General features: G+C 55.6%; 14 protein-coding genes and 2 pseudogenes. 7 read left to right on the top strand and 9 right to left on the bottom strand.

Going from position 1 to position 19,643, the window contains the following annotated elements:
- Nucleotides 1-520 precede the first annotated feature (520 nt).
- The 4 genes and pseudogenes from HDF16_RS31900 to HDF16_RS17340 all read right to left on the bottom strand — a co-directional run bounded on the left by HDF16_RS31900 (nucleotide 521) and on the right by HDF16_RS17340 (nucleotide 2,215).
- Nucleotides 521-679 (bottom strand): condensation domain-containing protein, encoded by a 159-nt coding sequence (locus HDF16_RS31900; RefSeq protein ID WP_184220728.1) that lies wholly within the window; start codon nucleotides 677-679, stop codon nucleotides 521-523.
- Between the two features lie 293 nt (nucleotides 680-972).
- Nucleotides 973-1,791, bottom strand: a pseudogene (gene tnpC, locus HDF16_RS30750) (IS66 family transposase).
- Nucleotides 1,785-1,937: a hypothetical protein gene (locus HDF16_RS31905; RefSeq protein ID WP_432432253.1), complete on the bottom strand. Its 153-nt coding sequence runs from the start codon at nucleotides 1,935-1,937 to the stop codon at nucleotides 1,785-1,787. Before HDF16_RS31905 ends, tnpC begins: the two are co-directional and overlap by 7 nt.
- A gap of 5 nt (nucleotides 1,938-1,942) precedes the next feature.
- Entirely contained in the window at nucleotides 1,943-2,215 is a 273-nt protein-coding gene (locus HDF16_RS17340) for a hypothetical protein (RefSeq protein WP_184219338.1), read from the bottom strand.
- A gap of 758 nt (nucleotides 2,216-2,973) precedes the next feature.
- Here HDF16_RS17340 and HDF16_RS17345 point away from each other — a divergent pair.
- Entirely contained in the window at nucleotides 2,974-3,312 is a 339-nt protein-coding gene (locus tag HDF16_RS17345; RefSeq protein WP_184219341.1) for a hypothetical protein, read from the top strand.
- 306 nt (nucleotides 3,313-3,618) lie between these two features.
- Here HDF16_RS17345 and HDF16_RS17350 read toward each other — a convergent pair whose 3' ends face one another.
- Together HDF16_RS17350 and HDF16_RS17355 are read right to left on the bottom strand one after the other, a co-directional pair.
- Entirely contained in the window at nucleotides 3,619-4,632 is a 1,014-nt protein-coding gene (locus tag HDF16_RS17350) for a 3-oxoacyl-ACP synthase III family protein (RefSeq protein ID WP_184219345.1), read from the bottom strand.
- Nucleotides 4,633-4,985: 353 nt separating this feature from the next.
- Nucleotides 4,986-5,234, bottom strand: coding sequence for a hypothetical protein (locus tag HDF16_RS17355; protein ID WP_184219348.1), 249 nt, complete (start codon nucleotides 5,232-5,234; stop codon nucleotides 4,986-4,988).
- A 1,080-nt stretch (nucleotides 5,235-6,314) separates the two neighbouring features.
- Between HDF16_RS17355 and HDF16_RS17360 the strand changes: the two are divergent.
- A pseudogene (locus HDF16_RS17360) lies at nucleotides 6,315-7,113 on the top strand (IS3 family transposase); the annotation flags it as partial.
- A gap of 499 nt (nucleotides 7,114-7,612) precedes the next feature.
- Here the strand turns inward: HDF16_RS17360 and HDF16_RS17365 are convergent.
- Together HDF16_RS17365 and HDF16_RS17370 are read right to left on the bottom strand one after the other, a co-directional pair.
- Nucleotides 7,613-9,322 carry a hypothetical protein gene (locus HDF16_RS17365; protein WP_184219351.1) on the bottom strand — a complete coding sequence of 570 codons (1,710 nt, stop codon included), beginning with the start codon at nucleotides 9,320-9,322 and terminating at the stop codon, nucleotides 7,613-7,615.
- Nucleotides 9,319-9,678 carry a hypothetical protein gene (locus HDF16_RS17370; protein WP_184219354.1) on the bottom strand — a complete coding sequence of 120 codons (360 nt, stop codon included), beginning with the start codon at nucleotides 9,676-9,678 and terminating at the stop codon, nucleotides 9,319-9,321. Before HDF16_RS17370 ends, HDF16_RS17365 begins: the two co-directional genes overlap by 4 nt.
- 280 nt (nucleotides 9,679-9,958) lie before the next feature.
- Between HDF16_RS17370 and HDF16_RS17375 the strand changes: the two genes are divergently transcribed.
- From HDF16_RS17375 to HDF16_RS17390, 4 genes are all read left to right on the top strand, one after another.
- On the top strand, nucleotides 9,959-10,522 hold the full coding sequence (locus HDF16_RS17375) for an ECF-type sigma factor (RefSeq protein WP_184219357.1): 564 nt from the start codon (nucleotides 9,959-9,961) through the stop codon (nucleotides 10,520-10,522).
- A 254-nt stretch (nucleotides 10,523-10,776) separates the two neighbouring features.
- Nucleotides 10,777-13,968, top strand: coding sequence for a protein kinase domain-containing protein (locus tag HDF16_RS17380; RefSeq protein WP_184219361.1), 3,192 nt, complete (start codon nucleotides 10,777-10,779; stop codon nucleotides 13,966-13,968).
- A gap of 33 nt (nucleotides 13,969-14,001) precedes the next feature.
- Nucleotides 14,002-14,505 carry a hypothetical protein gene (locus HDF16_RS17385; RefSeq protein WP_221312868.1) on the top strand — a complete coding sequence of 168 codons (504 nt, stop codon included), beginning with the start codon at nucleotides 14,002-14,004 and terminating at the stop codon, nucleotides 14,503-14,505.
- 66 nt (nucleotides 14,506-14,571) lie between these two features.
- A complete protein-coding gene (locus HDF16_RS17390) occupies nucleotides 14,572-16,056 on the top strand; it encodes a hypothetical protein (protein WP_184219367.1) in 1,485 nt (494 codons plus the stop codon).
- Nucleotides 16,057-16,815: 759 nt separating this feature from the next.
- On the opposite strand, the gene HDF16_RS17395 is transcribed toward HDF16_RS17390, so the two are convergent.
- The gene (locus HDF16_RS17395; protein ID WP_246409255.1) at nucleotides 16,816-18,195 is read right to left on the bottom strand and encodes a tyrosine-type recombinase/integrase; all 1,380 of its coding nucleotides are present in this window, start codon (nucleotides 18,193-18,195) and stop codon (nucleotides 16,816-16,818) included.
- Nucleotides 18,196-18,459: 264 nt separating this feature from the next.
- Between HDF16_RS17395 and HDF16_RS17400 the strand changes: the two genes are divergently transcribed.
- On the top strand, nucleotides 18,460-19,620 hold the full coding sequence (locus HDF16_RS17400) for a glycoside hydrolase family 172 protein (RefSeq protein WP_184219370.1): 1,161 nt from the start codon (nucleotides 18,460-18,462) through the stop codon (nucleotides 19,618-19,620).
- Nucleotides 19,621-19,643 lie beyond the last annotated feature (23 nt).

A 19,643-nucleotide genomic window follows, 5' to 3' on the forward strand; every position in this document is an offset into this window, starting at 1 on the left:
CGCTTCTCAACCAATACCCCTAGCGTAGCTCATCAGGGATTCGCTGGCGTGAGACCTACCGGTGTGGGCTATTACCCCAACTATTTGCTCACTCACGTCATGTGATCGAAACCGTTACCCCCCTGCTGTCCAACAACTAGGTCCATTTCCAGGGCAGCAATGAGGTCCAACCAATCGGATATGTGGCTACAACCCGAGCGTCCAACGTATTCGACGAGGTCGAATTGCCATGAGGGCGGGTGGCTATCAACCGATCTTGAAGTACCGGACCAAACTGAGACTCGTCTCTATCGAACGGAGACGAGTTGTAAGCGTCCTGTGTTGACCGCGTGTACATCTCTCTTTTGGGGCGATGGTGATGTACGGATGGTTAATGTTTAGGGTCTGGATCTTGTGTGTCGTTCCGGTCGTCGTCCGCTCAGTGCCGCGGAGCGGCTGCGGATTATGGAAGAGACCTTGTAGGTGGGTACTTGGGGGGCTCGCGTGGCACGCAAGCACGGGATCAACGCAAACCAGGAGTTCAGCAGCACATACCCATAGACCAGCCATCGGAGACGATATGGTGCATCGTCATCAGAAGCACCTGTTCGTCGTATTCCAGCCAAGTAAGATGGCCACGAATCAATGGCCCGGATTCAAAATCAAAGTCAGCACCGACTTCCTGCCCGATCAGACGAATGGGCTCTTACTCTCTCTTTGTGTTGACGAAGATCATCTTCCCGCAAGAGAGAAGTAAGCGTTCGGTCTTGGCCGTTCTTATGAGGGATACCAGAGTTATGTATCCACATGACGTTATGTGGATACATAAGTAAGCGGGCATGGTCTGGCTGGGAGGGCTACGTTCCACGGCAGCAGTTCGTTGATCTTGCTGATGGGATGGCCGGCGATGCGATCAAGGACGTAGTGAAGATAGAGTTCCGGGTCGAGCCCGTTGAGCTGCGCCGAGACGAGCGGGGAGTAAATGACGGCGGCTCATTCTTCGCCCGCATTCGATTCCGCGAAGAGATAGGTCTTCCGTCCGAGCGCGACGATGCGCAACGTGCGTTCAGCGGCGTTGTTATCGATCTCCAGTTGTCCGTCGATTGCGTAGCGGGTGAGCGCGGGCCATCGCGAGAGGCGTAGCGGATCTCCGCCGCCCTGTTGAACCTGCGTGAGAGCTTTGCGAATGTGGCATCGACCCAGGTCCTCATGCCGTCGAGCAGAGGTCTCACCCGGACCTGACGAATGCTTTCTGATCGCCGGCGTGCTTCCCCGGATCTCGGCTTCGATGGCGTAGAGCGCGGCGATGCGTTCGATGGCTTCGCTCGTTATGGGCGAAGCGTGCGCGATGTGAATCTCGTAAAGCTTGCGTCTTATATGGGCCTACCTTGCCACCTTGACGATACTTGCATCTTCATAGAACTTGTTATACGCATCGGCCTACAGCGCACCCTTGTAGAGCTTCAGGTGCTGGCGCGGGTTCTCTCCCTCGGGGTCAGGCGAGTAGGCGAACCACACGGCTGGCACGGCCATTTCGCCCGATGGCAGGTCGTCGCGAACATACGTCCAGAGTCTTCCAGTCTTGTTTCTTCCGTTGCGCGGAGCGAGCACCGGCACGGGAGTGTCGTCGGTGTGCAGCTTGCTTGCCGCCATGACATGATCGCGAACCGCTTGAACCAGGTCCGCGAGCATCTCGCTGGTTGCGCCGACCTATCCGGCCAGCGTCGACCGGTCGAGGTCGACTCCTTCACGGGCATAAATCCCCGACTGCCGGTACAAGGGGCAGTGGTCGGCATACTTGGACTTCAGCACAAGCGGGAGCAGCCCAGTCCCGGGAGTTCGCGATCGATAGGCCGTGACGGTACCGGTGTCTGCACGATGCGGTCGCAGGCGTCGCAGCTATGCTTCGGACGAACCAGACGAAAAATCTTGAAGCCGGCTCGAACGGATTCAAGCATTCCGGCTACATCGTCGCCGAGTCCGCGCAGCCTGCCGCCGCAGTCGGGACACGTCTCATGACTGGGAATATGGACTCCGCACGGAAGATGTTCCGGTAGAGGTCGGCGAAAGTGGCTGGCCGGCGCAGGCTGTTCTGCTGGACAACGGCCTTCGACTCTTCGATGGCGCTGACCGCCTGCGGCTCTTCCAACTGTAACTCAAGCCGGTCGATCTGACGGAGGACCTTCTCGCTCTTGGCACCGAAGAGCACCCGCTGCAGCTTCTCGACCAACAGCACGAGGCGCTCGATCTCTACCGCCCGGCGACGCTCTGCTGCCTACGAGGTCCAACACCTAACCCACCACCTAGATCAAACTCAAGGATCCAGACGGAATCACCACTCAAGATAGCCAAGTACACACGGCCCAGCCAGGACGGTTACGGAGAAAAGGACCGTAACTCGCAATATTCTGCACCGGCTGTCCGTCGACCAGGCTGAAAGTAGTACGCAGAGCTTCATTCGATCCAGTATCCCGTCGAAAGCATGTCGCAAGGCCTACCGGTCCAGGCTGCCGGCCAACCGAAGACTGAACGGCATGTGATACGCCTCACTAGCACCTTCCATCTGCGCGAAATACCACAACGTCTGCTGATCAAACGACAAGGGAAGATCGTCTTCTCGATCGGTCGGGTGATCGGCAACGTTTTCAATCTATTTAGTACAGTGCAAAGTTGTATATTTAGATACAACTATTCTTTCCCTGTGGGTAATCCCATGTTAATGGGCGTCAATTAAAATCATATTTTGCCAACAGAGACGCCTGTCGTTCAAATATTGCCGCATATAATGGGCCGATTGGCACGGACAAGTTGGAGGGATTTTACGCCCTGCGGAGTCGAGGTCTCGACGAAGTCAAGCAAAATACCCATCTGCGGTCTAACGCGCACCTTGATTGCGACTTACATAGATGGAGGTCGACCACGTGTGACGCTATTCCTTCACCAGCGCGGGACAGAATCACTGCAGGCCGGAGCAACCAAAAGGCCATACCTGACATGTTGCTGATCGATGAAGTACCCAGTGAAGCCGACCTTCGCGTACTCCCCGACAACTGGGGAAGCGACGTGATCATTGGCAAGGGCAACCGCTCGGAGGTTGGCGCGCCGGGGGAACGCACGACCCTGTTCGTGGAGCTGGTGCGGCTAGGTAATGCCAAAGCGCCCAACTTCGCTGCGCGCTTCTCGACCCTCCTCAACGGGGTCGACAGCCAGATGCCGCAGTCGCTAACCAGGGAACCGAGATGGCACACCACAAAATCCTTACCGCCACAATGGCGTCGAGGTCTACTTCGCCCATCCACGCTCCATGGGATTGCCGGATCTGCGAAAACGTAAACGGACTCTTCCGGCAGTGCCGCCCAAGGGAACCGTACTCTCGCTCCCCTCCCCGCAACAGTCCGACGAAATCGCTTGGAGGCTCAATGCCAGACCCAGAAAAACACTCCACTGGAAGACCAGACGGAACTCTTCCTTCCACAAGGGATCATCGACATCGTGAAACACTGGCACCCAGACGACCAAATTGAACTTCTGTCTTTAATCCACCATTATAACTTTCTCTTCTTTTTTTTGCGCAGCCTTTCGCTCAGTACGGCCCGTGAATGTATGGGGCCGAGATCCAAGTGAAACTTCCAGCCGTTCCTAGTTATTAAGGACGTTCGTCCACTTCACTAACGCCGCGGCCCACGAAAACCCTACACCGAATCCCACTAGCACTACTAATGCACCTGAGAAGAGGCGACCTTCTAATTGCGCGTGTCTGAGCGCTATAGGGATACTCGATGAAACGGTGTTTCCACAATGGCCCAATGTCAGTTGATATTTATCCTCAGGAATAGAAAGTATTCTTCGAATCTCCTCAAGCAAATAGACATTGGCTTGGTGAAAAACGAAAAGATCGACGTCAGCCATCTCCACACTCGATCTTTCAAGTAAAGACCGCACACTTTCCGGTACCGTCTTTACAGCAAAACTAAACACATTCGGTCCGTTCATGTGTAGGCTCATCGAGCTGCGAGCCTCGCCTGATTCTGTATTCGCGACCGAAGATCTTCGCATACCGCTATTAGGGACGATTAGATCATCAGCGCCGCCGCCGTCTGTCCCATAGACAAATGGCCCTAGCGACTGAGGGATTTCCCGGCTTGCCTTAATCAAGGTCGCTGCCGCCCCATCTCCAAAAATGGCACGTGCGCTCTTGTCGTCCTCGCGGAGATATTTTGTGTATGTGTCAGCTGTGACTAACAGAATTGACTTTGCCTGGCCGGAGGCTATCAGCCCTTGAGCCAATCCTAGACCGTAAACATACCCAGAGCATCCAAGGTTAAAATCCAAAGCACCTGCCGTTGTGGAGATGCCAAGACGTTTTTGCAATAAACACGCGGTAGTCGGAAGTATATAGTCGGGACTTTGAGTGCAGAATAGAATAAAGTCGACTTCTTTGCGAGCATGTGGCGCGGAATCAAACAGAGCTTCAGCCGCGGCACAGGCTAAATCAGAGGCGCATTCCCCATCTGCAGAGATATGCCGCTGCAGGATGCCCGTTTTCTCGGCAATCCTTTCGATCGATCCTCCGGGAAAGCGGGAGGCGAGATCTCTGGTGGTCTCGACCCTCGCTGGAAGGAAATACGCAACATTAGCAATATATCCGTGCATCTAACGACTCCTACTCAACTGGGTTATGACTCAATTTAGGTGAACTAATGGTGGGAATCAATGCGAACGTCTCCGGCAGCGCTATGAGCGCTGTCCAATAGACACCTCGCCGTTTACATTTTGAGGAAACTAGACTCTTCCTGACTACTCTATCGGCTGTCGGTCATACACAAATGCCGTAACGTGTGAGACATGAAGCCTTCGGCCCCAGCACGTCTTGCGATGTCAGAGATGATTCTGATCATACCAGCGCTTAAACCGGCTGCGCACGGTTTCGCGGCGACTCCCGACTGGCCAGCCTCATAGTAGCAGCCTGGGAGAAGTCCTTGGCGAATCCGTAGCAGCTTATGACGTCACTCAGCAACTTGGCATTCTCCTGTGTCTTGACGAAAATATTGGTGGGCTTGCTCCAGCAATTTTCTCTTGTCAAGCATTGCGTTCACGATCGCATGGACTTGCTCCATCTGGTCGCCCGACAGCTTGCCGAGTAGCATGCCCAGAAAGTCCGCGATGGCGCGCTTGACGGCAATCGCGTTCGGGTATTGAAATTCCTGAAAGGGTTCCGGATCGGCAAATGTGGCCACGGTCATCTTCTGTTCCAAGACCAGCTCTGCGATCTCCGGGAGCCCCCGCTCAGGGCGGCGCGCGGATAGCCCATTCTCGACGCAAGCCCCTCGATGCGGTCGGCCTGCTTCTCGACGACCGTCTTTTTGAAGGCACGGTAGCGATGGAGTGGGATCGGCCCGCGGTCCAGTAGACGGGGGCCATAGCGCCGGACGCCATGCTTGACATAAAGCTCCATGTCGAACAATCCCTTCCATAGCACGGCCGTCTCCTCCGCCGACTGGGGGTTCACCGTGTAGAAGGTCCCGTCAGCATAGAAGCTCCCGTCAGCGGATCCCCGTCCATCGCCGCCTACTTTGCACCGCTCCAGTTCCCGGGCGAAGGTGCAACTCGGCGGTGCTTTGTCGCCCTATCGCGGAAGGCGTCTCTTCTTCTGATGTTACCGGACCGCTTTCACACTCACACGCTGGCACCGTTGCCAGAATCATTCCGACAAGGTCCAATCCCGATCCGCTTCGGATCAATTCGCAAAGACGAAACCCTGTACTCCACCAAGTCCGTTCGATCGGTCTCCTCCCGATGTCCGCGAGAGCGCTGGCTGCTCGGGCTTCTGAAGAACCCAGTCGAGAGGCCGTGTGAGTTTTGACAAGCATCATCTCTTTACGAGAATTTCATCTCCGGCTTTGGTTTGGACTGAGGGCGACGCGATTGCCACCTGACGAAACGAATTCCTATCGCGCCCGAATTCCGGTTCTTGACACTGCTGGTGCGCCTTGAGGAGATTCAGGTTCCCGGATAGATCCGAACCTTGGGGTGCCCACCCATCGTTCATTGCATTTTCCTTCGTCCATATCGCCGTCGCGAAATCTCCGGACAAAGCATAGGCACATGCGAGTGTGTCCAAGGAATCTCCGTTTGGGAAGATTGCGGTCGCCTGCTGTCCAAAGGCAACTCTTTTTTCGGGATCTCGGAGCTTGGTTTCAGGAATCACCGTGTAAAGCCACGAGAGATTATTGGCCGACTCATTTGGTCTGCCCGGCTTGAAATGTGCCAGTGGATAAGAGAGAACTGGACAAGGTGAGTATTATGGACGAGCGAAGAAGTACCAGCCTGAGCAGGTGGTAAATCTGTTGCGGCAGATCGAAGTGGCCATAGCGAACGGGAAGACGACTGCTCTGGCGTGTAAGGAAGCCGGGATCGTGGAGCAGACATACTTCCGCTGACGCAAGGAGTACGGCGGGTTGTAGGTCGATCAGGCGAAGCGGTTGAAGGAGTTGGAGCAGGAGAACTCCAAGCTGAAGCGTCTGGTTGCGAACCTGAGCCTGGATAACCTTGTGTCGAAGGACTTTGCCTCGGGAAACTTTTAAGCCCTGAGCGACGACGGATCGCAGCAACTCTGCGCGGCAGAGGCATGGGATGACGGAGCGCAGGGCGTGCCGGCTGGCCAAGCAGCCTCGCGGCACGCAGCGCTATCGTGCGATCCGGCAGGAAGACGAAGATGCGCTCACGCAGGCGATCGTTCTGCTTGCCAGCCAGTACGGTCGTTACGGGTATCGCCGGATCACGGCGCTTGCTGAAGCGGGACGGCTGTGGGTTGGCAAGGATCGCGTGGAACGTATCTGGCGTCGCGAGGGGCTGAAGGTACCGCAGAAGCAGAAGCCACGCGGTAGGTTGTGGCTCAACGACGGCTCGTGTGTGCGTTTGCGACCGACGCATAAGAACTATGTGTGGAGTTATGACTTCGTCAGCGCACGGACGCATGATGGCCGCAGCGTACGGCTACTCAACCTGATCGACGAACACGCGCGCGAAAGCCTGCTAGTGCGCGCGGAGCGGCGCTGGTCCAGCTCCAGGGTCATCTCTGCGCTGGCCGATGTCATGGTGATGAAGGGCGTGCCGGAACACCTTCGCTCGGACATCGTACTAACACAGGAAGGAAAAGCTGGAGAGAAGAGAAGATCCCTTAGCATCCCGTATGGGATGTGCTTGACGACGACTGTACCTCCAAGTGGCTTCCACGAGCAAGGGCTGAGCGTTCGACCATAGCAACACGACCATTTATATTGAACTGGTTAGAGGAGGGGACGAATCGCCGTTCCACAAGCCATTCCACACCGCAAAGACTGCGATACGCGACTTCCCTGCCCTTGGAAACAGTTCGACCGCCTCATGTGGCTTGAGAATGCCACCTCATCAAGGTGGCGATCGATCATCGTAGCTGCCCTGCGCTATGCGTGCTTCATCAGCATCGTGTTGCGTAGGGACAAGGGGCGGCTGGATTCGACTGTGCCTGGCGGTATCCTGCACAGTCGAATCCTGACGACCACGCCGCGTTACCTCTGAGTCGCCCCACGCGGGGCGTGATGATTTTATGGATTGCGTGGACTGGCGTTTGAGCGCTCGATAACATTTGGACTCATGGCTTACCTTGAAATAGGGAATCCAAATCGTAAGTGATGCCAATCTGTCCGCGCCATGTCGGCGAAGTCACAAGTTCTGTGCGGTTTGAATAGGTCACAGAAAGTGGGACGTGAATATTTGACCCGGAACCGATGGTGAGCCGGAACTGCCCGACAGCGATGTTGCCCTTCTTAGCGTACACTTGGGTCGCGGTACTTGGTAACCCAGTAAACGTGACACCATCTACAGGCGAGCCTGGAGTTACATCCAGAATTGCGGGGCTAGTCTGCTCCTGATCGTAGAAGGCGCCAGTCCCAGTCATTCCGACTTTACCCGTCGGCAGCGTAATCGAGAAATCATGGTCTGCCTGAGCGGCGAACTGAAAATCACGCAAACGCCGACCGCCAGCGATATCAGCAGAGACTGGTGAATTGTAGAAAGAGACCGCGCCGTTGGCAGTCATCGTCCATCCGCCAAGTTTCTTCTGATAGATGCCGCGCACCACCGAGTTGCTGGGCTGCCCGCTTGGCAGGTTGTCGTCGTACTCGAAGGAGAGGACAGCGGGACGAGCCATGGTTGCTGCGACTGTCTGTTCCGCAGCCAGGGTTTGGGTATACGCGACAGCGAAGGCACCGGCTTTGTTCAAAAATTCGTTGTCCTTAGCGTCGTCCGGGGAGACGTCCGGCTTGAGCCCGGAGAACATCTCCACATAGGAGTTCGCCAACTTCAACCAGTCAGAGACTGCGTCGGCCTGTCCCTTGCTTGACGCATTGTGGGACATTGGTTCACGGCTATTCTGAGAAATCCAAGCCTGGAAGGTTGAGTTGATGCTTGCTTCCCTCAGTTTGAAGTACTGGGCTTCACCGGCCGCATCACCTGTCGCCTTAACTGAATCGTATGTTTTAAGCGCGGCCGTTATATTTGCCGTCGTTGGCTTACCTTGGATGACAACCCATTTTGCCGTCACGGCGTTGATGCTAGGAGAGGATGAGGATGTGAACGTGGCAGGGACCGTACTGCCAGTTCCAGTTGCGTTTCCGGTGGTCATCTGGCTGTTGGAACTTGTATTGAAAGAGACACTATATGAGACGCGGTTGAGCCGCGACACCAGCTTTGGATTGAAGCAATGTCCATCGCTCTCGAAAAGGCTGTATATATCCGAGGGACATAGCTGCAGTGCGCCCTTGTTGATCAAGGCTAGCGGTAATCCCGCCAGTGTTCCGGACGCAGTTGTGGTTTGCCCGCTGGTTGTCTGTGTTACCGCGCCGAACTCTGATGCCAAGGAGAGCAATTGTGACGCGGCGCCTTTGGAGACGAGGTTAGTCGTTCCGCTGGCACCCGAATTAGCACCTTGCTGCTGAGATAAGGTCTTATAAGCCGAAAGCACAGAATCCTTGATGATCTGCTGATCGGCGGGCTCTGTAACGAACGTTCGAAGTGTTGACTTCAACTGGTTCAGAATGAGCCGAGGGTCTGTATTCTCCATGCTCTTGGACTGCGCCTGCTGCATCGTCCTGAACTGTTTGCTGCTCAGGATCAGATAGAGCGGGCAGAGCTGATCGTTGAGCATGTCGAAAGCACCGTCCGTTTGGATCTTTTCTATGCACGCGATCGGCACACGTTTGGCGGCACCTGGACTTAGATTTTGCGCGATTGCGCCAGCCGGGATTAAAGAGGTAGCCGCAAACATCATGGCGAGCAGAAAGGTGAGAATCAGCTTTTTCATTGGACACTCTCGATGATGTAACCCGGAAACAGGTTGACAAGGGTGACGGCGTCAATAGTCTGGCCGCACGGCTCCTCTTTCACTTGTGCTTGCGCAGACAGTGGGTCAACCAACTGGCTGCACGCAAGGCTTATTAGATACTTCTTGCCCGCTACCATATCGAACTTGAAGCTGGAGGTTGTTGCTGTGAATGGCGGAGAATCATGAGTGCCCGGTATAGACACGTCAAAGACCGTACATTGCAGCGGGCTAAAGGCGGTATTTCCGACAACATCACTGAGCACGAGGGTCAACGTTCCCGCTTGAGCGGTGAAACGGTTGGTCCCCGGGGCGCGGGTGAGAAGGCATGAGGGCATGATGACTCTCCAAGGGTGAAGTCTTTAAGAAACTGCAAGCGGGCGATAACTCTGAGTTCGCCAGGCTGCCCGTACTTCCTCGCTTCGATAGCCTGTCTTGTATGGGTAGGCGTTGCCCGATGGAAAAACAGGCCATGGCCTTTCGTTTTTTCCTCAAATACTCTTTTCCGTCAGGTAGCAGCCCGGGCAGTTCGCTCGCACACCCCGGGTCGCGGCTACGGAGTCGGCATACTGAATGCTATGATTGGGGCTAAATACCCACATCCTCCAGAGGCGTACTGTGAGTTCCAACGACGGGGAAGTGACCCGAATCCTGCACGCAGTGAGGCAGGGAGACAGAGCGGCCCAGGATCTTCTCATTCCGCTCGTCTATCGTGAGTTACGCCGAATCGCGAGCGCCCACCTAAAGCACGAATCTCCGAATCACTCCCTGCAACCGACGGCATTGGTGCATGAAGCCTTCATGCGATTGATCGGCATCGACCGTGTCGACTGGCAGAACCGTGCGCATTTTTTCTCTGTAGCGTCCTCGCTCATGCGACGCGTCCTCGTCGACCACGCCCGTGCTCACCGGGCCGACAAACGCGGTGGAGGGGCTGAAACGATCTTCTTAGAAGAAGCGCTAACGCCTTCGCCGGGCCGTGCCCGGGAATTGGTTGCCCTTGACGATGCACTTGATCACCTCGCGCAACTTGATAAACGCCAGGCCAAGATCGTTGAGATGCGCTTCTTCGCTGGCATGACCGAGGAAGAGACAGGCGAAGTACTTGGCATCTCCCCGACTACCGTCAAGCGTGACTGGCGGATCGCCAAGGCCTGGCTTTACAGGGAATTGGGAAACTGAACAAGAGCCGAGCGGCGCGAAACCGTCTGCGGTCTCTCTGCTCACGATTTGCTTTGGAAATGAGTCAGAGAAAAGAATTTGACACGATACGCGAGTCAGGCGAACCTGTTCACTCCCAGGAATTGTGGTCCGATGAAGGCGTTCGCGCGAGGTAACCGCCTTCGCACTGATCCGTTACTTCTAATGCTTTGAGACGCGAATAGAGGTTGTTGATCGGCAGTGTCGGACCGCGTCCTGCGTTCTACCGAGGGCGAATGGTCGAAGAGCAATGGAAGCGGGTTTCAGACATTTTTCACGACGCGCTGGAGCTACCCGTCGGCGATCGGGATCGTTACGTCTTCGACGCCGCAGCCGGCGATGCGAGCATTGAGTCTGAGGTGCGCGGTCTGATTGAGGCTGACAATCTCGTGCCATATGACTACATGCCCGCCTTGATGTCTCAGGACACCAGTGAAGTCGAGCCTAGGCATCGCACCCCGCTTCTACCCGGAGATGTCGTCGCTGGCCGATTTCACATCGTGAAGGCAGTCGGCGAAGGAGGCATGGGCCATGTATTCGAGGCATACGACGCGGAACTCGCAGTCACCGTTGCCCTCAAGGTGATCCATCCCGGCGTCGCAAGCGATAGACACGCTGCGAGCCGGTTCGTACAAGAAGTCCGTCTGGCTCGCCGTATTACGCATCCCAACGTCTGCCGAACATTCGACATCAACCGCGAGGCGCGAGTCGACGCCGCGAGTGGAAAGTCAAGCGAAATGGTCTTTTTGACCATGGAATTTCTAGAAGGCGAAACCCTAGCCACGCGTCTGAAGAGGACTGGTATTCTGTCGCCGGACGAGGCGCTTCTAATTGCCTCCCAGGTGGCCGCGGCCCTTACAGCCGCACACTCATTGGACATTATTCATCGCGACATCAAGCCCTCAAATATCCTTCTGGTTCAAGGCGAGCCGCGCGGTCCGATGCCGTTGCGAGCGGTCATCACCGACTTCGGCCTGGCTCGCCTCAATCCTGTCCTGCCGGGAATTGAAGTCAAATCGTCGGCCCCATCGAACCAGTTTGTCGGCACGTTGGCATACATGGCTCCAGAGCAAATGGATGGAAGTCCCGTCTCCCCTGCGACGGATATCTATGCCTTCGGTCTTGTGCTCTTCGAGATGATCACTGGCAGGCGTGCCTTCCCGTCGGACAGCTTGTTGAACGGCATCTGGCAGAGGATCTCAGGTGAGCCGCTCTTTGAAACCAACTCCGCCATCTTAGCCCACCCTTGGAAAGACGCCATCGCTGGATGTTTGCAGCGCTTGCCATCTGAGCGATTCCAGTGTGCAGAGGAGGTGATGTCTGTTTTGCGTGGCAGCAGACTTAAGCAGCGCACCCCTGAGATAAGAAGTGTACAGTCCGCTTTGGCGTCTAGCCTGGTTGGCCGCACATGGATAGGAAAAATCGCGGCCGCTTTGATTGCAGTGATCCTATTTGTGGTTTGTTTGCGCTTATATGAGATGAGAGGGAAACCAGAGGTCGCCGCCGGCTCTCTCATCTACCTCGCACCGATCAGCAATCGCACAGGAGACAAAGCCTTGGACGACATGACGGAACTTCTTCGGGCTGGAATCTCTCAATCTACCCAGGTCAACTTTGTTAGTGAAGAACGCGTTGGAGACATCATGCAACAGATGGTCAAGGCTCCAGGGACCGTGATCGATGCGAACACCGCACGCGAAATTGCAATGCGTGCGGGAGCAGTAAGGGTCATCTTTGGTACTGTAAGCCGGAGCGAGGGCGAAAACCGCTTCGAGGTTGACATTCAACAGCCGGACAGTCTCCCTTCCAGATATCGCAATCGATGGAGAAAGGCTTTTCATTGGCAGACCACATCCGTTGACTACGCTTCCAAGAAGATACCTGACGAGCTCTTGACTCAGGTTCGCGCAGCCAGTGACTGGGTTCGACAAATGGCGGGAGAGTCGCAACATGACATTGCTCGACTGGACATTCCACCGGAAGATGTGACGACCGGCGACTGGGAGGCACTGATGGACTTTGATCAGGCAGAGCGATGGCTGACCAAGGGTCGCAAGGACGAAGCGATCACTCTTCTTCGTGAAGCCGTTCGACGTGATCCTGGCTTCGCCCGCGCAAGCGCTGAACTCGCCGACAATCTGGTTTCGATGGGGAAGCTGAGTGAAGGATATGAGGCCTACTTGCAGGCATTGAACAATGAGTCCGGCGAACGCCTCACCCGCAAAGAGCGTGATCGAATCAAGGCGGCTTTTGCCACCGACACCCGAGACTATGAAGCCGCAGTCGAGGCGTTTCAGGACGGCACCGCTTTCTACGAAAACGACTTCTACGCCTGGGCTTACCAGGCTTTCCCTCTGGACAAACTAGATCGCCCTCACGATGCACTCCGCGTTCTTGAGCGCGCCGACAGACTCACTCCCAACCATGGCGCCGTCGGCCAGATGGCGTATCCATACATGTTGCTGGGTAATTACGTCGCGGCAAAGCGCACAATCGCAATGGCACGCTCTGAGGGGCGCTTGGATCTTGCTCTCTATCTTGATGGGCTCGAGGCAATGTGTGAAGGCGATTACTCACGGGCCGGTGAATCGTTTGTCCGGCTCAAGCAAATGGATCATTCGCATCTCTTGAGACTCGGATACCTTGGAGAGATTCGTCTGCTGGCGGAGGAGGGACGCTATGGAGAAGCGTTCACCAGCGTGACCAACGCCATCTCCAGCCTCGACGGGGCTGTGGGAGACGAGGAGAAGGCCAAGCTGTGGCTGGACCGCAGTTACCTCGAGTTTCGTTTGGGACATGAACGCCAAGCGTTAGAAGATACAGGGCGAGCACTCGACAGCAGTAGTACGCCAGATACATTGCTATACGCGAGCACAATCGTAGGTGAAGCAATACCAACGCTTGCTCCGCCAGAGACACGTCAAGCTCGACTTATGCTTGCCCGCATGGAAGCCTCCTTGCCTCAAAAAAATCTCGGCGTTGTGTTTTCCCTGGCCCGCGAGCAGGTGCGCGGCGAGCTTCTATTAGCTGAGGGTGATGCACTCGGTGCCCTGACCGCATTCCGCACTGCCGCCAAGCTGGATGCGCCTATTGCTCCGCGCGAATATCTTGCGCGGGGGCTCCTTGCAGTCGCTGTTCAGCAACACGACCCCGCCCAAGCGAGCGCTTTGCGTCTGGAGGCTCTGAAGATCTACGCTCGGGTGGCTACTCGTCCCGCAACCGCGTGGATCGATCTCTGGAGCATGCCCCCGGGCTTTGTCGCGGACCGGATGACCGCGTACCTCAACGTTGCTCGTAAGTTCCACCATTCGGACTCCAATACGGCATCTGTTGCTACATCGTTGGCGGCACTCCGCAAGAGCTCTTCCGTTGCTTCCACACCACCCCGTGCGGTACGCATGAAGCCGCGCACGTCCCATATTCGCTAAGGAGGAAATACCGATATGAGCAGAACATCCAAAGTGACCCACGCCAAAGCACTTGAGGCGATCCATACTCTTTCAAGTCTTGCCACGGATATTGCACCCACAGTACCTCCATTTTCTTACAGTGATCAGATCCCTATGACACCTTACAACGCAGCTCCGGCGTTGGTCGTTTGGCTTTACCTGGTCACCAATCCTCAGTTCCTGCAAATACTGGATACTGCTCCTGATTATGACTTCGTCCTCCCGCCAGGTCAGCCAAGGATTGTTGTAAATACCGTCCAGGAGATTGCAACTGCAACCAATCTCACCGTGCCCGCTGTTGGCGCAATTCTAGATTCGTATCGCAAACCTGATCCGACGCTTCAATCACAATTCGATGTGAAGCAAACCTTCCGAAATGTTGCAAAGACTTTCCAAAGCTTCGCTGCCAGCTCTCTCTACCCACGTACAAACTGCCCTGGAGACGGAACAGCGATGCTGAATCTTGCAGAAAACGGAGCAACCGTCGATCCGCAGGCGACCAGCTTTCCCGCCTAGTCTGCCGGCGCTGCTCAGAGTTACGAATTTAGATCTCCTGTCGAGGATCAAACGATGAGAAGAATCTTGCTGACGGCAGTCCTAGGCGGCATGTTGTGTGTCTGCGGCATGCTACCTTTCGCGACCAAACTGATGCGCCACGCGCTCTCTGCAACAGTCGTGGCTGCTTCGGCCAGGCTTGTGGATTTCCCGGCACCGCGATTGAGTCACCTTCGCAATACTCCGGGGACCAATCAAGCCTCGCTGATTCGACAACACGCTTGGAAATTGTTCGCTCAACTAAGTCGAACCGCCGGTAAAGGGGCATCGGTGTATACCTCATGGCAGCAACAATGGCCCACAAAATGCAATAAGGCTCAGCTCAGCAGCTATTGTCCTTCTTCCAATTTGCGTGAAAGCACCAAGCAAACCGGAACTTCACCACCGTCGCCTTCATCGACTGCACTACAGTTTTCTACTGTTTATTACAACCAAGCTGTTGAAGACTGGATCTTTGTAAACAGGCTGTATGACAGCGATTCCTTACTGAAGATGATGACGCCCGACCACGGGACAGTTGGCGGTTCGCGTCTCGAAATTAGGACTCAACTCCCAAAGGGAACCCCGGATCATGCTCCCGACTCATCGATCGTGATTAAGGAGATATGGGAGGCTGTCCAGGCGGCTCCTGACAATCATCAAACCTGGGCGCTCAAGGTTTACGACCCCGGCGACTTCCGGGACGGGCAGGGACCAGGGTTCCAACTGAAGACAACGTTGGGGTCGAGAGGAGATTTCGCAACTTGGCAAAGACGGGTAATTCTCAGAAGCACTGATGGAAAGATCGACACTGATACACCGTGCCCACGGAGCAATATTCCGCTCGACCGTACTTACACAACTCTGGACGATAGCGCCTCAGTGAGCAAATCTGTGCCGATCAATTGCTTCTTTTATCGATCGGAGGGACAGGCATGCTCAAACCTGATCTCGGCCACAGTACCAGTGCCGCACCCGATAGCAGTCGAACAAGTCGCTAAGCCCTGCGTTCTCGTGTTGGTAGGCGTCCAGATGATCACTCGCGAAGGCCTTCAGAATTGGACCTGGAGCACCTTTTGGTGGACTGCCAATCCCAATGGTACCGGCGTCGATTACGCTGCGGATAAAAGTAGCATCCCGTTGGGACCGCTCTTTCAAAACTATGCAATGGACACCATGCTTGGAATGGACGGTGATCCTTCCAGGCAAGAGACGCCGCCCTTTATGTTCAATCCTTATCTGGAAGGCCTCCAGGCAAACGGTACACAAACCAACTGCCTGAAATGTCACGCTGCCGCAGCTTATATACCGCAAGCTCATGTGAATCTACCGGCGAATTGCCAAAAGCCCCAAGGAGCCACGGGCCAACGCAACGGCAAAGACATAACCCGCTTGATAGCAAACCCTGGCTCGATACATAACTGCACCGCACAGGAACTGGCTTCCCCCGCCACAAATAGTTGTGCGTTACGGACAAGCTTGCTTTGGAGTCTCGCAAGCAATCAAGACTGCAATGCAGACGCCGCTCAATAGATTCCCCGACCGTAAGGAGGCTTTCGCCTGGACCTGGTGGAAGTCAAAGCGCAGATTTCCGTTCCACAACCCGTTCCACAATTCGTCACGTCTTACGCAATTTGCAAGGATTTGGGTAGCCCTCGCGGTGCTGTAACTTGTTGTAATACCCAGTAAGGGACGATTCACACTGTGGAAGTCTACCTTGAGGTTCACGCCTTCTGTGTCCCCCTAAAAATCTATATATCAATTCTTCCAAGTAGCGGGTGCCCCGTCCCCAGCCATAGCTTTTAAGACGGTCGGATACTGTCACCCGTCGTCCCTCTTACCGACTCCGACAGGCCCCTTAGCACGACAGCCCGGTGCCGGGCTAAAGCGGGCCGGTGCCGGCCCCAAAACATTCCAGGATGGTTCCATCCTGGTTCTACTGAGGAAGGTGGTGCGGGCGGGGGGACTTGAACCCCCACGACCTATTAGGGTCTGCGGATTTTCATACCACTTCGGCTTTCGCCGCCCTGCTAGGCAAGTTCGTGGTCTGGACTATCCCTTCACCATACCTCGTGAGAGGTTTAGGTGCTGCCCATCTAGTCTCTACACCTTCCCGGAAAACATCCGGGCTTGGCTCGGGATTGCCATTCAAGGTTTCCCCGACTTTGAGCAGTTCTACTCCGCCGGTTTCCCAGACGGGCACTCAATTTCCTTAAGTCCGCTGTGTCTGCCGATTTCACCACGCCCGCGTGATGTGTGCCACTTCCCCATCATAATGCACAGGGCGGAGGACTACGCTTCCTCCGCCAAACGCAAAGCTTCCACTCGACCGGGTCCTTTCCTTGAAACAGCTTTTTTCTTCGGGCGCGGCCTCATGATGTTGATTGCGGAAGCATCGAGCCGTGTCTTCAGATGGGCTGCGTAGTATTTCTCAATCATCTCCACGCTCGTCCGGCAATTCTTAGCAATCTGATAGATGTCGGCACCTTCCAGCAGGCGCAGGCAAATGTAGGTGTGGCGCAGGCTGTACGCCGTTCGTGGTCTACCGTCTCGGTCGATACGGAGCTTTTCTTCCCCAAGAATTGCATTGAATAGATCGCGTGGCCATTTCGGAAAGAGAAGATCGGTAGGCCCTGGCTCGTGCCACTCGCCATTCGCCATTGATGCGGTGCGGCTGCCTGATCTGCCGGGACCACCGTCTGGACGTAAGCGGGCTTTCAGTCGCTCGAATGGATGAACCGCACCCGCTGTACTCTTACAAAAACCAACGCCTCGCTTTCCACGGACTTCGATTTCCAAAATGGTTTGGCCGCTGCCCTCGTCTTCAACCACAGTGACATCGCGAAACTGAAGACGCAACGCCTCATCGGGACGGAGGCCAGTGTTGGCTGAGAACAGAACATAATCGTGAAGTTGCTCCGCTTCCCAACGGAAGCGGGGCTGCTTCGGATCGAGGGCGCGCTTTCGCGTAGCCTCGTAAAGCTGCTTGTACTCTTCCGGTGAAAACCATGCTCTATGTGAAATCTTCGGCGACGAACGATACGGTTCTGACAAGTCCGGCAGGTGATCGATCCATCCATGCCGCAGAGCGGTTTTAAATATCTGGCGCAGAGTCACGATCTCCTGGTGCATGGTGTTATGCGCCGGTGGCTTGCCGCGTAGAGCCCTGCTCTGTTCGAGCCGTTGGATTCGATACTCATTGACCCTGCCAGCAGTGATTTCGGGAAGCACCATGTTGCCGAAGAACGGTATCAGGTGGCCGTTTGTACGCGCGTGTTGTCCACGCGCATAAGTCGGACTCCGCTGTCCCTGAGTGATGATGTCAAACTCGCGCAGGTACAGCTTCGCGGCCTCGCGAAACATTTTGCCGCTCTTAAGATCGCCGTCGCGAAGTTTGCCTCGAAGCTGCAAATACCAGTCTTCCGCGAACTCCTTTGCTTTTGAAAGGCTGTCTTCTTTCGTGGTCGTGCGTCGATTCTTCCCACCCAGATAGCTCGCGCATTGCCAGCGAGGACTGTTGGGCCGCCTATAGATGTGAACTTTGCCGCCAAGGATCGTGTGATTTTCAGACATGCTAATCTCCTCCACACACCCATAAGAACACTCTAAACGTGTAAGAGTTGCGTAAGGTACACGTAATCGCCGATCCGACGATATATATATTATTTTCATGTATTTACGGGTTTTAGAAAGCAGACGTTACCGATTTTAAGTCCGCTGTGTCTGCCGATTTCACCATCCGGGCGTCGGTGGCTCTCATCATGCTAATGCATTCGGGCGGAGGTACGTGCCTCGGTCGAGTGCAGGCCCGAGCGCCAGATCAAGAGGTCCAGTCGATCAAATACAATTCTGTGCGACTTCGAAACGGTGTGGCTGCGTTATCGAGTGAGCTACGCGGCCTATCCTTTCGATTATTTCCAGCAATGAGGTCCGTGCATGTCGATGTCCCGTCTCCTGGCTACTCTGGTGACTCTTCCGGCTCTGTTGCTCACAGCAGCCTGCGCCAACGCCCAGACTCCCTCAGTCTTCCCCGATCCCACGCATCTGCAGACGTACACGCTGCATCGGTCGTCGAGCCGTGAAGCTACCGGCGCGAATGCCGATGCGCGGACAGTAACGCCGGGGCAGACGTTCACCATACTCGATGTCGACGGGCCCGGGATGGTCTCGCACATCTGGTTCACGCTAGATGACTGGGAACCTTACGCGCTGAAGCGAATCGTGCTGCGGATGTACTGGGATGGAGAGGCGACACCCAGCGTCGAGACTCCGATTGGGGACTTCTTCGGACTCGGAACGGGGACTTATTACCACTGGGAGTCGATGCTACTCTCCGCCGGTAATGACAAGGCGCTGAACTGCTATATGCCGATGCCCTATGCGCGCCATGCGCGGATCACGGTCACGAACGAAGGCAAGCAGGCGCTTCGCTCGCTTTACTGGAACATCGACTATCGCGTGGACGCGAAGCCGCTGCCGGACGACACCCTCTACTTTCACGCACAGTATCGGCAGGCGCAGCCCAACGCGGGATGGACGGGCAACTGGTACGAGAATGGCGATCCGATCGTGAACTACAAGCGCAATCTCGATGGCAAGGACAACTACACCTGGTTTGAGGCTAAGGGACGAGGTCAGTTCGTGGGCGTCACCTTCTCCGTGCTGCAGAATCAGGATGGATGGTGGGGCGAGGGAAACGATATGTTCCAGGTCGATGGCGACACGCCTTCAATCGTGGGCACGGGAGGGGAAGACTACTTTTTGGGAGCGTGGTCCTACGGCGGCTCACAGGACTATATGCTGCATGGAGCTCCGGTCGTCGGGAGAGAGCTTGCGGGTGAGCGATCGAGTATGTACCGGTTCCACTTCGACTCGCCGATCCCATTCACCAAGTCGATCCGGGCCAGTATGGAGCATGGCCACGCGAACCATCGTTCGGACAACTTCTACTCCGTCGCTTACTGGTACCAGGCGGAGCCGCATGCGGCCTTCCCTGCCCTTCCGGATGTGGATCAGAGGATTCCGACGCTGCAGTTTGTTGGCGGGCCGGGGAATGCGAAGGGGCCTTACGATCCGAACAGTTTGCATCCGCGTTAGAGGTGAGAACCGTCAAAACCCGG

The organism is Granulicella aggregans, from assembly GCF_014203275.1.
Taxonomy (GTDB): Bacteria; Acidobacteriota; Terriglobia; order Terriglobales; family Acidobacteriaceae; genus Edaphobacter.